Origin of the sequence: Serratia sp. 2723 (genome assembly GCF_050434425.1) — a bacterium.
Taxonomy (GTDB): Bacteria; Pseudomonadota; Gammaproteobacteria; order Enterobacterales; family Enterobacteriaceae; genus Chania.
In genome coordinates this window covers 545,005-558,515 of sequence record NZ_JBNDIN010000001.1, presented here as the reverse complement: position 1 = coordinate 558,515, position 13,511 = coordinate 545,005, and the positions used below count along the sequence as shown (strand labels likewise).

Annotated in this window: 12 protein-coding genes; all 12 read right to left on the bottom strand. The window is 53.6% G+C overall.

Translation table 11 applies throughout. The annotated features are described in order from the left end of the window. Window positions 1–58 precede the first annotated feature (58 nt). A complete protein-coding gene (locus tag ABIE29_RS02570; RefSeq protein WP_173409844.1) occupies window positions 59–736 on the bottom strand; it encodes a fimbrial biogenesis chaperone in 678 nt (225 codons plus the stop codon). A gap of 93 nt (window positions 737–829) precedes the next feature. Further along, window positions 830–1,363 carry a fimbrial protein gene (locus ABIE29_RS02565; RefSeq protein WP_065687067.1) on the bottom strand — a complete coding sequence of 178 codons (534 nt, stop codon included), beginning with the start codon at window positions 1,361–1,363 and terminating at the stop codon, window positions 830–832. Between the two features lie 501 nt (window positions 1,364–1,864). Continuing rightward, window positions 1,865–2,413, bottom strand: coding sequence for a tyrosine-type DNA invertase (locus ABIE29_RS02560; protein WP_065687068.1), 549 nt, complete (start codon window positions 2,411–2,413; stop codon window positions 1,865–1,867). 464 nt (window positions 2,414–2,877) lie between these two features. Beyond that, window positions 2,878–3,438 (bottom strand): tyrosine-type DNA invertase, encoded by a 561-nt coding sequence (locus ABIE29_RS02555; protein ID WP_429616678.1) that lies wholly within the window; start codon window positions 3,436–3,438, stop codon window positions 2,878–2,880. A 352-nt stretch (window positions 3,439–3,790) separates the two neighbouring features. Beyond that, complete coding sequence (locus ABIE29_RS02550; protein WP_429616677.1) at window positions 3,791–4,525, bottom strand: SDR family oxidoreductase; 735 nt, start codon at window positions 4,523–4,525, stop codon at window positions 3,791–3,793. Between the two features lie 4 nt (window positions 4,526–4,529). Next, a complete protein-coding gene (locus tag ABIE29_RS02545) occupies window positions 4,530–4,778 on the bottom strand; it encodes an acyl carrier protein (RefSeq protein ID WP_065687070.1) in 249 nt (82 codons plus the stop codon). A 16-nt stretch (window positions 4,779–4,794) separates the two neighbouring features. Next, entirely contained in the window at window positions 4,795–5,598 is an 804-nt protein-coding gene (locus tag ABIE29_RS02540) for a hypothetical protein (RefSeq protein WP_429616676.1), read from the bottom strand. A 2-nt stretch (window positions 5,599–5,600) separates the two neighbouring features. Continuing rightward, window positions 5,601–6,851 (bottom strand): beta-ketoacyl-[acyl-carrier-protein] synthase family protein, encoded by a 1,251-nt coding sequence (locus tag ABIE29_RS02535; RefSeq protein ID WP_429616675.1) that lies wholly within the window; start codon window positions 6,849–6,851, stop codon window positions 5,601–5,603. 4 nt (window positions 6,852–6,855) lie between these two features. Next, window positions 6,856–8,244 (bottom strand): efflux transporter outer membrane subunit, encoded by a 1,389-nt coding sequence (locus tag ABIE29_RS02530; protein ID WP_429616734.1) that lies wholly within the window; start codon window positions 8,242–8,244, stop codon window positions 6,856–6,858. A gap of 2 nt (window positions 8,245–8,246) precedes the next feature. Further along, the gene (locus tag ABIE29_RS02525; protein WP_074028511.1) at window positions 8,247–10,202 is read right to left on the bottom strand and encodes an ABC transporter permease; all 1,956 of its coding nucleotides are present in this window, start codon (window positions 10,200–10,202) and stop codon (window positions 8,247–8,249) included. Then, window positions 10,195–11,286 (bottom strand): efflux RND transporter periplasmic adaptor subunit, encoded by a 1,092-nt coding sequence (locus ABIE29_RS02520; protein ID WP_429616733.1) that lies wholly within the window; start codon window positions 11,284–11,286, stop codon window positions 10,195–10,197. Before ABIE29_RS02520 ends, ABIE29_RS02525 begins: the two co-directional genes overlap by 8 nt. A gap of 68 nt (window positions 11,287–11,354) precedes the next feature. Then, complete coding sequence (locus ABIE29_RS02515) at window positions 11,355–13,490, bottom strand: peptidase domain-containing ABC transporter (protein ID WP_429616674.1); 2,136 nt, start codon at window positions 13,488–13,490, stop codon at window positions 11,355–11,357. Window positions 13,491–13,511 lie beyond the last annotated feature (21 nt).

Sequence of the window (13,511 nt, the reverse complement as noted above, 5' to 3'; positions counted from 1 at the left end):
TGAAACTACCCCTGTGTCCTGTGCCCCACAGCCTGTGGGGATCCCTGCTCTCTGAACGCTATAACGACGCGAGTTGCTCTTTGCTTACCGCCCCGTAATCATTGATAATTTTCCAACTGAGCGGGCCGCCGCTCACTCCGGTTGGCAGTGCAAAGCTTGCCGTACTCATCGGAGCCACATAGGTCACATCGCTCAATTTCTTGCCTGCAACCTTCACTTCATAGAAATTCATATAAAACGGCGTCGGGTTGGTCACCTGCAGGTTATTACCACTGCGTTGCCAGGTCAGTTTCTCTGTGACTTGCTCCGGCGTGCCTTTGATGCCCTGCGGGCGGTAAATCAGCTTGATGCGCGTTTTCACTGCAATTTGCAGCGTATTGCGGACTTCAGCTTTGCTGGCTGCGGGGATGGACTTGATGTTCATCCAATACAACGATTCTTTATCGGAGGGCAGATTGCCCCCTGCACGCACCACGCGCAGGACGTTTTTCTGGTCGCCATCCAGGCGGAACAGCGGCGGGGTCACCACAAAGGGGGCTTTCTCAGCGCCACCTGCGGTGGTCTCTACCCAGGTCTGGATGAGGTACGGCCCCTTGTCCGGGTTACTGACGCTCAGTGAAGACTCCTTTTTACCGCCTTCATAAATCAGACGCGTACCGCCCACAATCACACCGGCCTGAGCAACACAGCTCATCATCAGCAAGCTCGTCAGCACTGTGGCAGGAATAAATTTCATACAAACACCCCGTGAAATGAGACATAAAGGCCAGCTCAACTGCCGCTGGCCTGAAATCAGAACAACTAATCTCTACGTCGAATTGGTAAAGTCTTAGTTGTAGTTAAGGGTGAAGCTAGCGGTGGAGTTCGCAACACCAGAAGTGATGGTGGAGGAGGTAGAGATATAACGTGCAACGAAGTTCAGATCGTTATTACCCACAACCAGTGGATATGATTTAGATGCGGTAAACAATGGAACTACAGCGTTAGCGTCATCGCTCAGCTGAATACCAACACCTGTTGCGCCACCAGCAGTCAGTGCCAGAACGGTGTTGTCACCAGACACAGCGATACCGTCAAATTTGACTGAAGCTTGAGTTGCCGCAGCCGGGCAACCTGTCAATTTGATGGTGAAATTGGTTGCAGAAGATTTAACACCCGCAGTCGGAACGCCACCCACGTTGAAAGAAGTGGTAGCGACTTCACCCAGATTCACTTGCAGTGGGCTGCCTGGGTTGTTAGTTACAACACAAGCGTCATCGGTGATTTTACCTACGAAATCCACTTGACCATCAGCAGCGGCAGCAGCGGTAACGGCAAACACAGAGGAGGCCAATACGGCAACAGCAATCAGATTCTTTTTCATACAACACTTTCCTTTAATGTAATGCACCCATGTGCATAGCAAAATTATTTGACATAGCCTTATGTCGTTCCCTGTTTATTTAGCTCCAAGCGAGAACCTCTCCCGTTAAATAACCCATCAAGCCGTTAAGCCTTATCTAACCGACGAGTCATTTTGAACTAAAGTGTACCGTCCAATTATTTATGCTGAAATTTCCTAGCCACCAGCATTAAATTTCAACCGGTAAACAATTAACGAACAAACATGAAACGTTAAGACTATCTACAGTGCCGAGGGGGATTTTTTTAGACCTATCAGTCGTGGGCTTGAACAGCCACTAACGGGGGAGAGCGCAATGATGGATAGCTGTCCAGAAATCAATTTAACACATTGATATTAAACATTATTTAAAAATTAGGAATGTTGCCATAACAAATTTGTTGACTCGCAAAAAGATAATCCTTAGAGTGCTTGACAGTTTAGTTCAAAGTGTACCGGGTGAATTAAATTATTACATGTTGTTTACCAGACTTCTTTAAATCTCCGCGCATTGCTGGCCGTATAAAGTACGGTGTGCTGAATATTCTTATGCCCAAGAAAATCCTGAATCAACCGAGTATCTATCCCGCGGTCTGCCAGCGCGAATCCACAACCATGTCGCAGCATGTGAGGATGAGCGTTAACCTCCAGACCAGCCAACTCGCTATAATTACGCATTAACCAGTAGATACGCTGGCGGGATAGATGGTTTCCCTTCTCGGAAAGAAATAACCAGTCGCTGTCGGCACCTCGATAAGTGCGTCTGACCTTTAACCAGGCGCGTAACGCTTTATGTTCTTTGGCATATAAAGGATGAATAGTGGAAAAGCCGTTTTTCAGGCGGTGGATATAAATGCTTTTGCCCTCCAAATCGATATCGGAAAGGCGCCAGCGGTTGATCTCACTGACGCGACATCCGTGGATAAAACACATCCAAATCAAACAGTAATCGCGTTCAGCGTGTTTACCATGCTGAGTAGCTCCTAGCAGACGCGCAACTTCGGAAGGAGTCAGATGCTTGCGATTATTCATAGTGCCTCACTGTGACTTTACTAAAAAATGTGCAGGGCTATTCATCCTTTTACATACCTACAAGATTCATAGGATCGCTGATGCAAGGGTTGCTACAGCTTCAACCTATCCCAGATCAGTATAGCGGAGAGGAAAAAAGACAACAGCCATGGAATTGCTAAGGATATCCGACAAAAAAAAAGAAACGCCATAGAAAAGCCAATACTCTATAAATTATAGGATTATTCTCCCATAAATAAGGGATGAATCCGAAATAATTCAATCACAATAAAATGAAATGCCTTATCAATAATGAGTGCAGTAGCCAATATTGTATTTATATATTATGCCCTCATGAGTTCCTTTATCCATGAGCGCATAATAAATTAGGGGTAGTTATATATCTAATGTTAAACTCAACCAAGATTGGATGAGTCTAACCATTATAGATGAATTAAATAAACTGTTTTTCAAGCAGATTTTAATTATATTCTAATCGAGCGAAAACGCCCCGCGTTACTGGCCGTGTAAATTACCGTATTCTGAATATTTTTATGGCCCAGATAATCTTGGATTAAGCGAGTATCAATGCCGCCATCAGCCAGTGCATAACCACAGGCGTGGCGTAACATATGCGGATGCACGGGGACATTCAGTCCAGCAAGTTCACCATACTCGCGGAACAGGCGATGCATCTGCTGGCGAGAAAGTCGTCCCCCCTGGCGTGACAGAAACAGAAAATCACTGTCTGCTTCAAGATATTGCGGGCGCATGGCCAGCCAACTGACCAGTGCAGAGTGCTCACGCGGCTGGATCGGATGTTGGACGGAAAAGCCATTTTTCAGGCGATTGACATACAATTTTTTGCTGAGTAAATCCAGATCCTGCAGGCGCAGATTACAGAGTTCGGAGACGCGCAATCCATGAATGAAGCAAACCAGCAACATACATTTATCGCGGACGGTATTCTTATGATCAGGAATTGCATCAAGTAAACGCTGTACTTCATCCATGCTCAAAAACTTACGATTGGTGTTAGCCGACATGCGGTATTTCCCTACACACGTTTTTCCAGATATTGGATTTAACGACATAAGAAAATTCCGGTCAAGCTACAACCTGATGCTCAGCATAACTTTGTGGAATAAATCGAATTTCAGCGGATTTAGTGCCATTTATTCATTTCACCCCGTGGTAATAACGTGTGGAATAGTCTGTTTTTTGAACAGTCAGTTTTAACAACGGTGCTTTATTTAACCGCGCAGATCGTAAGCTAGACTCACCATTTAATAGAAGGAGGGGGAGATCGTGGATGCTCTGAGGTGAGGCAATAGGGGGTTATCGAAAGTACTTGGGGTATGCAGAGATACCCCAATAGAAGAGTAAATCAGGCTTACCTTAGACGGTCAAACCCCCGTCAAGGATCAGGCTTTGGCCCGTCATATAACGGCTGTCATCACCGATGAGAAACGCGGTGGTACGCGCCACTTCGCTGGCTTTGCCCAGGCGGCGCAGAGGAATTTGTTTGCGCAGCGCCTTCAGCGCCTCCGGCGGAATGGCCTGCGTCATCTCGCTTTCGATAATCCCGGGCAACAGGCAGTTCACACGGATACCAAAACGGGCCACTTCCAGCGCCAGAGATTTCCCCATGCCGATCATCGCCGCCTTACTGGCCCCATAGGCCGTTTGTCCGGTGTTGCCCTTGATGCCCGTCACCGAAGACATCAGCACCATCGCCCCTTCCCCCTGCGCCATCATGGCGGGCAGCAGGTGGCGGTTCCAGTAGAAGATGGCGTTAAGGTTGGTGTCGATCACCTGCCGCCAGCGCTCACCGGTTTGCTGGATATGCAAATCATCCTGTGTGATCCCGGCGTTGTGGATCACCGCAAAAGGCGCTCCGAAGCGTGTCAGCAACTGCGGAGCCACAAGGTTCACCGCCTGCTCGTTACTGCCGTCACACACGCAGCTTTCCACCCAACCCGGCAAACCCACGCAGGCTTCAATCACCGCCGCGCTGGCCGACTGGCCGCTACGGCAGGTGAACACCACGTTCCATTGCTTGGCTAGTTCTTCCACCAATGCGCGGCCAATCCCTCGGCTCCCTCCGGTTACTAACACCCATTGTTTAGTCATAGGGTTACTTTTGCGCATCAGCCAGGTTCTGACAGAGTTCACCCAGCGTCATATTCGGCTGATTGATGAACATTTCGGCGTTGAGCGTGACTCCGAACTCACGTTTGGCCAATACCATCAGCTCCACATAGTCCAGGCTGTCCAGCTTCAACTGCTGCAGGGGCATCTCTGGCGCCAGATCGGCCATCTCGAGATCTTTGGCATCACAAATCATTTCCGTAACGGTGTCGTAAACCTGTTGGTAGTTTTCCATGGTTATATCCCTGTGGTTAATTGTCGGCCAATGGCCATGTTTTTAAGGTCACCGAGGTGACGAGCAGAGGCTGCCGCTGCGTTCTGGCCTCGATCACCGCGCGTAACACAAATCCGCTGCTTCGGTCCCCGATAACCAGCATCGGCTGAATGCGGTAGTACAGCCGATCTTCGGGTGCAAATAGCGTTTCGGGGTTGAATAATCGGGCGCTGAAGTGGGTCTCATGGTGCGTCTGTACCACCGGGATCTGAGCAAACACCTCAATCAGTGTAGCGACCTGCAGTTCCGGCAGCGCCGTCGTCAGCGCCGCCAAGGTTTCCGGTGATTTCACCAGCAGTTGGAACAGCAGGGCGTCAAAGAAACTCCACGCTTGAGTGGCATCCGATGCCTGCCCCGGGAATGTCTGGCTGAGTGCCATCACCTCGTTATTGCTCAGTGCATGCTCCTGTTCAGAAGCTGCCAGCGTTAACGGCTGAACCGGGGCCAGTTTGCTGTTGAAACAGCTTTCCTGCGTGACACTGTCCAGCATCTTGCCGGTGATCTGCTTGCCATTGCCCACAATCTGCAAGTGATACGGCGTCTGGCACAGCACCGGCCGGCGCATACGGGTGCTGAAAACATAAAAGTCATGCTCCAGCGGAGTTGCAAGCAACACCGCACTCAGATGACGTTTCATGTCCAGCATCGCACGCATCCCGTGGACACTTAGCTGATCGGCCCCCATTTTGCGCACGTGCTGCAGATCAAAATGGATCGGGTTGTAGTCGCCGGAAAAGGCGGCCCACTCTTCAGCATCACGCAGGGTGTAGTTGAGGATCATGCTCATGCCTGCCCGATAACCAAGGCCGCGTTAGCGCCACCGAAACCAAAGCTCAGATTCAAGATGTTCTGTAACCGGGCCGGGCGATGCCCTTCGCTGATATAGTCCAGATCGCACTCCGGATCGGCATTTTTCAGGTGACAGGTGGCGGGCATCAGCTGATGCTGCAACGCTTGCAGACAGATGATGGATTCAAAGCTGCCTGCCGCCGCAATCAGATGCCCGGAGTAAGACTTGGTGCTGGAAAGCGGCGTACTGTAGGCCGCCTCACCGAAGGCCAGCTTGATCGCCTGGGTTTCATTCAGATCGTTGAGGGGCGTAGAGGTGCCATGCGCATTGATATAGTCAATCTCCTTCGCCGTTACCCCGGCCTGGCGCAAGGCATGCTGGATGGTTTTCACCCGGGCAATCTTGTCTTCCGCCGGTGCGGTAAAGTCGAAGGCATCGGAGTAATTGCCGTATCCCTTGATTTCCCCCAGGATAGTTGCCCCACGCGCCAGTGCGGCTTCGCGCTCTTCCAGGCACAACACGGCAGCACCTTCGGAAAGGACAAAACCGTTGCGATCCAGGCTGAATGGGCAGCAGGCCTTGCTGGCATCATCCTGCTCACTCGCCAAGGCGCGCAGGATATCGATGTTCCACACGGCAGCATCGGTACACAACGACTCACCTGCCCCGGCCAGCATCATCGAGGCACGGCCACTGCGGATCACCTCAAACGCATCGCCGATGGCGATCGTCCCGGTAGCACAAGCAGCAATCGGGCTATTTTGATAACCGCGCAGTCCCCAAAACAGGCTACAGGCCGCCGTTGCGGCATTCGGCATGGACAGGAAACAGCCAAACGGCGAACCCAACCCGGTACGCAGATAGCCTTCGTAATTAATATGGGTTTCATCCTGACCCGCCCATCCGCTGCCGATGATGGTGCCGCACTCAAGCAGATCGTAATAGGCCGCCGGGCTCTCCCCGTGGAAGGCCATCTCCATCGCTTCGCGGGCCGCCCCCAACGCCAGGCGGGCAAAACGTGGCAGGCGGCGACGGATCGCTGCAGGAACGCCTTTCAGGCTGGGTTCATCGTCGATCACCCCGAAGAAGCGCGACTGGATCCCCACGGCGGACCGATCGAAATACCGGTAGCCCAACTGATAATCCATAATCGCCGCCCAGCTTTGCTCGGCATTCATCCCCAATGGCGTGACCGCACCAAAGCCTGTAACCACCACGCGACGTGACAAAGCATCTTTATTCATGATCTCATCCTGTTATATCACTGTCTTTTTCCACACCGCCGCCCAACGCCAACCACAGCTTCATGGTGGCATTGAGGTAGTTGTACTGCAGATCTGACAAATTGGTTTCGATGGTCAGCAGATCGTCCTCAGCATCCAGTAGGCTCTGGAATGAGACGGCCCCCGCCTGGTACTGGCTTCTGGCCAATACCAGGCGCTGCTGGCTAAGCTGCAGATTCTGTTGCTGATTGATTTTTTGCTGCTGATAGCTAAGGCGTTGCGACATGGCGTTATCCACATCGGCAAGCGCGTTGTAGACCTGGCTGCGGAAGACGATGGCCGCCTGTTTGACGTCCAAATCAGACTTCTCAATGGTCAATTGCACCGTGTTCCATTGCACAAACGGCAACGCAGCGTTGGCTCCCAGCGTCCTGACCGGATCGCTGAACCATTGAGAGAAAATGCTGCTGGCAGAACCGAGTGAGGCCGCCAGTGACAGCGATGGGTAGAAGCTCAAACGCTGCACGTCCGAACCTGCCAGAGCTGCGCGCAGGCGCCCTTCCGCCGCCTTCACGTCTGGGCGACGGGCAATGACTTCAACCGGCAACAACTTGGCGATCGGCACATCCTGATTGATGTCCAGCGAGCTGCGCTCTGCCTGGCGATCGGTGGGCGAACGGTTAAACAGGATCGCCAGCGCATTACGGTTCTCTTCCCGCTGCTGTTGCAGCGTGCGATAGGTGTTTTCACGATTGATCAGCGATTGCTGCGCCTGTAACAGATCGAGCTGCCCGGCGGCACCGGAAGCATAGCGTGACTGCACCAGAGCCAGCGTCTGCTGACCAATTGCCAGCCCCGCTTGCTGCTGTTTTATCTTCTGGTTGAGGTTGGCAATCTGCCAATAATATTGCGCCGTATTGCCGATCAACGTCAGCGCGGTGTTTTGCCGATCCTGCTCCGTGGCTTCAGCCTGCCACTGCGCCTGTTCTCTGGCTCGGGCCAATTTCCCCCAGAGATCCAGCTCATAGCTCAGCGACACCGTCGTGCTGTAAGACTCCGTCGGAGTAGTATTATTCCGCAGGTTTTTGCTGTTGTTGGCGCTACCCGTAACTGAAACATCAGGCGTTAAATTGGTATCGGTTAACCCGGCTGCCAATCGGGCCTGCTGGAGCTGTATGCCCGCGATGGCCAGATCGTTGTTGCTGGTCAGCGCTCGTCCGATCAGCATCGAGAGCTGTGGGTCCTCAAAGTTATCCCACCAGTGGTCAGTGTGTTGCAGATAACCAGAACCGGTATCCTGCACTCGCCACTCGGCGGGCACCGACAGCATTGGCCGCTGATAATCGCTTTTCGTCAAGGAACCACAACCGCCCAGCAGCAGGGGCAACAAGATGGCTAGAGAGAATTTGTTCATCATCATTCGCGCGCCAGCGCCTCCGTGGGATGAAGACGTGCCGCATTGCGCGCCGGGAAAAAACCAAAACCCAGGCCGATCAGTGCAGAGAACCCGCAGGCAAGTACCAACGGTGGCCAGGTAAAGATCATGGTGAACTCTTTGGTTACCCACGAGAAGATCACCCCGGCCAAACCGGAGCCAATAATGCCGATCAGCCCGCCCAGCGAGCAGATCACCATCGCTTCAATCAGGAACTGGCGCATGATGTCCGCTGGCCGTGCGCCGACCGAAAGACGGATGCCGATCTCGTGGGTGCGTTCGGTGACCGACACCAGCATGATATTCATCACGCCAACCCCGCCCACCAGCAGCGAAATCCCGGCAATGGCGGTGATCAGCAGATTCATGGAGTCCGACGCCTTGCGGATGGCCTGCGTCATCTGATCGTTGGTCTGGGTGTAAAAGTCACGCTGGCCATGAGCCTGTTCTAATAGTTTCTCCACGCGTCCCTGCACCTCATGCGGTGAAAGCCCGTCACGTACACGCAAGGTCATGGACTCGATCGGCATATCGCCGGACATGCGCTCCAGCAGCGCGGTATAGGGCATCCAGGCGCCCAGCATCATGCCGCTGAATTTGCCGCCTTTACGCTCGGCAATGCCGATCACCCGGTAAGGCGTACCGCCAAGCTGGATGATTTCCCCTTCTGGTGTTTCATCCGTTTCAAACAGCGTATCGCGTAATTCCGGATCAATAATCACCACCGGTTCCCGCTCGTCCAGATCGCGCTGGGTAAAACCGTTACCAGAGATAAAATGCAGGCCCTGCACGCGGAAATAGGCATTGCTGATGCCGGAAATCGCCACCATCACCTCTTTGCCACCGCGCACCGCAGCCACGGTTTTGCTGACGACAGGCGACACGCTGTCGACATACTGCTGGCGAGCCAACAGTTCTACATCAGAGACCTTCAGTGCACGGGCAAAGTCAGGCCGTACTTTCCCCCTCCCCTCACCAGGGCGGATCTCCAACGTGCTGTTGCCCAGTTGACCGATCTCCCTAAGAATATTTTGCCGTGCGCCCTCACCCACCGCCATTGACGACACCACGGAAGAGACACCGATAATGATGCCCAACATCGACAGGAAGGCTCTGGCACGGTGCCCCATCAGCGCACGCCAGGCCATCTTGATCGCCTCTTGTACGCTCTGCCAAAACGGCATGCGTCCTGTGGCAGCGACCACCGGCAATACGGGCCGGGTTTTCTGTGGCGCGACCGCTTCATTGCGCCTATCGGCAATAATTTCACCGTCGCTGATTTCAATAATACGCTGCGCCTGGTTGGCAACATCCCGATCGTGGGTGACGATAATGATGGTGTGCCCCGAGCGGTGCAGGGAGTGCAGGATTTCCATCAACTCCTGCCCACTGGCGCGATCGAGCGCACCGGTCGGTTCATCGGCCAGAATAATTTCCGCCCCGTTCATCAACGCGCGGGCAATACTGACGCGCTGCTGTTGCCCGCCGGAGAGTTGCGCCGGTTTGTAGTTCATCCGCTGTTGCAACCCAAGCCGGGTCAGCAGGTATTCGGCCCGCGTCTGGCGTTCCGCCGCAGGCATTGCGGTATACAGGGCAGGAATGGCGACGTTTTCGCTGGCACTCAGATAAGGCATCAGATGATAACGCTGGAAGATAAACCCTATGTACTGGCTGCGTAACTCGGCCAACTGCTCACTGCTGGCGAGTTGGGTGGAGATACCTTTGATCTGCATCTCACCTTCGGTGGGTTTATCCAGGCAGCCGATGATGTTCATCAACGTGGATTTCCCCGAGCCGGACGCGCCAACGATCGCCACCATCTCGCCCGGTTGGATGGAGAGGGAGACATTTTTCAGTACCGCTACGGTCTGCAACCCAGAAACAAAATGCCGGGAGATACCGCTCAGTGAGATCAACGCCGAAGATGGCTTAACCATTGCTAGCGCTCCCCGCCAATACCACGCGGTCGCCCTCTTTCAGCCCTTCTTTTACTTCGGCAAACTGGCGGTCGTTCAGGCCGATTCGCACCCAGCGTGACTCAAGCTGTTTACCGTTCATCACCTGTACCTGATAACGATCTTTACCCTGTTGTTCACCAAAGGCGGCTACCGGGACACGCAGGGCGTTCTTCGCCTGCTCGGTAATGATAAATACCTGGGCGGTCATCGAAGTTCGCAGCAAGCGCTTACTGTTGGCGATAGCAAATACGCCGCTGTAATACACCGCCGAAGCCTGCTGATTGGAGGAACTTGATACGTTGTCTTCCTGCAAAGCCTCATTGGGGGCTTCCTGGATCGATCCCATCACGCTTTCGTAGCGCTGTTTTGGATCGGCCACCACGTAAAACCACAGCGGTTGCCCCACGCGCACCTTCAGGATATCGGTCTCCGAAATACGGGTGTGTACCGTCATGGTATCCACATCCGCCAGCACCAGAATGGTCGGGACGGTTTGTGACGACACGATGGTCTGCCCTTCTTTGGTGACGATCCCCAGCACTTCACCGTCGATCGGCGCAACGATGCGGGTAAAGCCCAGATTAGCCTTGGCCGTTTCCAGCTCCATCTGCGCCTGGACGATCTGCGCGTCGTTGACCTTCAACTGGGCAACCTGGGTTTGGAACTGCGCCTGCGCCTTTTCCAATTCGCTTTTCACCCCTGAACCATCACGATCCAGCTTTTGCTGACGCTTCAGCTCCTGTTGATACTGTTTGAGTGTTGCCAGGGTGACTTGCTTTTGCGCTTCGGCACTTTGCAGGGCCGCTTGCGATTTACGCAGTGCGTTCTGTTGCAAGGTCGGGTCGATTTCCGCCAGCAGTTGCCCGCGGGTGACACGATCGCCCTGCTTCACATACAGCTTTTGCAATTGCCCGTTAACCTGGGCACCAACGCTGACCTGCAGTGCCGGTTTAAGAATGCCGGTGGCCAGCACGGTTTTTTCGATATCGCCACGGGTGATCTCTTCGGTGTCATAGGCATTTTCCTGCGTGGGTGCAGTGGCGTACCAGACGATCGCACCCATCGCCACCAAACACAGCAAGGCCATCGGCACCAGCCAACGTTTGGTTATGCCAACCCGTTTCAGCTTCATCAGCACACCGCCGTAGTCAGTGTCGGTGGTGTTTCGACGCTAGCCACATGGCCATTGCTCACGCGGAACACCCGATCAAACATCGGTAATACGCTCTCGCTGTGCGTCACGGTGATCAACGTTTTATGCCGTTCGCGACAATGTGCCAGCAAGGTGGTCATCACCTGATGCGCCGTTTCTTCATCCAGGTTGGCCGTGGGTTCATCAAGCACCAGCACCGGGCGATCGCTGTACATGGCACGTGCCAGCAACAGGCGTTGACGTTGCCCCAGAGACAGCCCAGCATGGCTTTCACGGATCAGGGCATTCAGGCCGCCCGGCAATTTCTCGATCACCGGAGCAAGATTCAGCCCCTCCAGCGAACGCTCAATCTGCCGATGCTTTTGCTCATTAAAGTTCTCATCAAACAGCGTGATGTTTTCCAGCACCGTGGCATTGAACAAGATGTCCTCCTGGCTTTGCAGGAAGAACAGCGCGTTCACCTGCTGATAATCGAGCGGCTGGCCATCTACCATTACATCCCCTTGCTGTGGTGGCATCAGGCCGGTCATCACCTTCAGCAAGGTGCTTTTACCCGCGCCAGACTCACCGACAATGGCAATGCTTTGCCCCGGCCTGAGCGACAGCGAAAGATCGTGCAGCACCGGTTGCTGGGCGTCATAGGCAAAGGCGATATGGTTATAACGCAGTTGCGAGGTGAACGACGGGATGGGCGCAGGGACCGCATCATTGCCTGGCTCCGGTGCAGAACGTGACGGAAACAGATCCCGGGCGCGGGTATCAATCACATTCAGCTGATTCTTTTGCAGGATGGAATAGAAAATTTTGGTGATGTAAGAGGTGAAGATTTCACGCACAAAGCTATAGGCAAAGAACTCACCCAGCGTGATAGTTTCGTTTTTCAACAACGGCAGCGCCAGGAACATAAACAGCACCATCTCCAGGCTGCCGATCAGCTGATACAGGCTGCTTTTGACCTGCTCGTACATTCTCTGCTGCTGGCGGCAGGTAAACAGCGCCAGGGCATATTTGGCAAACAGGCCCTTGCGCTGGCTATCGAGCCCAGCGGACTTGATGGTGGCGAACCCTTGAATGCTCTCAAGGATAAAGTCGCTCTGATCGGCCGTTTTGACCTGCATTTGCTGGGTAAAATAGCGGTCACGATAGATGGCCCAGACGCTAACCAGCCCCATCAGGGTGACACTGATGCCAGACACCATGGCCAGCAGCGGGCTCATATAGCACATCACCGCTAGCGCGATGGCACCGATGATCCAGTCGGTACGCAGGCCGTTATCCAGCTCGATTTTAATGCCCGAGGCCATCTGCCAACTGGCAAAACGGCTAAAGACATCACCTGGTGCACGTTTATCAAAGAAATTCAGTGAATTACTGAGCAAGCGCGAGAATCCAGCCACGCTGTTGACCACCACGAAACGTTTAATAAATCGCTCGGTGATCCAGCGCACGCCGAAGGCCAGCGTGGTCGAAACGACAAACGCCAGCAGGAAGTAAAAATAGGGGAAATCTGTTTTTCCCGCAGAAGAAAAGACCTGGTTGATGGCGCTACTGACCATCGTCGGCATGATAAACAGGGTTAACGAGATCAGAAACGCCAGTATCATCAATCGGTAAATGCCGGGGATACGTGCCGTTTCTTTCAGACTCATGGTGTCGAACATGCGAAAGCGTTTACTGCGCTGCACGTTGGCCAGCGCCTGCGGATCGGGCTGGGTTTCATTGTCCAGCACCAGCGCATAGCCGCTGATGTCCAGCTTTAACGCATCGATAGGCAGCAGTTGTTGGCCGATACCCGGATTCATTACGCAGACATGGTTGCCTTTACGGTAGGCCAGCACCACGTAATGGCTGGCGCCATAATGCAAAATGGCGGGCAGCGGCAGTTCTGCCAGTTCGTCATGCTCAAAAGCAACGGGATAAGCGGGCATCGCCATTTCGCCCATGATATCGCACAGCCTGGCCAGCGAGGTGCCATGCTGCGAGGCCGGATAGCGTTCACGCAGGCTTTCCAGCGAGACATCAATCCCCTGGGTTTCCGCCATCATGGCGATGCAGGCCAGCCCACATTCGTTAGTTTCGCCTTGAAAGACCAGCGTCGGGATTATCTTTTCCATGATCTGACTTCTTCAATTTCC

What these genes read in the sequence shown, in the direction of transcription:
- ABIE29_RS02570 (WP_173409844.1), bottom strand. Translation starts at nt 736, where the DNA reads ATGAAATTTATTCCTGCCACAGTGCTGACGAGCTTGCTGATGATGAGC.
- ABIE29_RS02565 (WP_065687067.1), bottom strand. Translation starts at nt 1,363, where the DNA reads ATGAAAAAGAATCTGATTGCTGTTGCCGTATTGGCCTCCTCTGTGTTT.
- ABIE29_RS02560 (WP_065687068.1), bottom strand. Translation starts at nt 2,413, where the DNA reads ATGAATAATCGCAAGCATCTGACTCCTTCCGAAGTTGCGCGTCTGCTA.
- ABIE29_RS02555 (WP_429616678.1), bottom strand. Translation starts at nt 3,438, where the DNA reads ATGTCGGCTAACACCAATCGTAAGTTTTTGAGCATGGATGAAGTACAG.
- ABIE29_RS02550 (WP_429616677.1), bottom strand. Translation starts at nt 4,525, where the DNA reads ATGACTAAACAATGGGTGTTAGTAACCGGAGGGAGCCGAGGGATTGGC.
- ABIE29_RS02545 (WP_065687070.1), bottom strand. Translation starts at nt 4,778, where the DNA reads ATGGAAAACTACCAACAGGTTTACGACACCGTTACGGAAATGATTTGT.
- ABIE29_RS02540 (WP_429616676.1), bottom strand. Translation starts at nt 5,598, where the DNA reads ATGATCCTCAACTACACCCTGCGTGATGCTGAAGAGTGGGCCGCCTTT.
- ABIE29_RS02535 (WP_429616675.1), bottom strand. Translation starts at nt 6,851, where the DNA reads ATGAATAAAGATGCTTTGTCACGTCGCGTGGTGGTTACAGGCTTTGGT.
- ABIE29_RS02530 (WP_429616734.1), bottom strand. Translation starts at nt 8,244, where the DNA reads ATGAACAAATTCTCTCTAGCCATCTTGTTGCCCCTGCTGCTGGGCGGT.
- ABIE29_RS02525 (WP_074028511.1), bottom strand. Translation starts at nt 10,202, where the DNA reads ATGGTTAAGCCATCTTCGGCGTTGATCTCACTGAGCGGTATCTCCCGG.
- ABIE29_RS02520 (WP_429616733.1), bottom strand. Translation starts at nt 11,286, where the DNA reads ATGGGTGCGATCGTCTGGTACGCCACTGCACCCACGCAGGAAAATGCC.
- ABIE29_RS02515 (WP_429616674.1), bottom strand. Translation starts at nt 13,490, where the DNA reads ATGGAAAAGATAATCCCGACGCTGGTCTTTCAAGGCGAAACTAACGAA.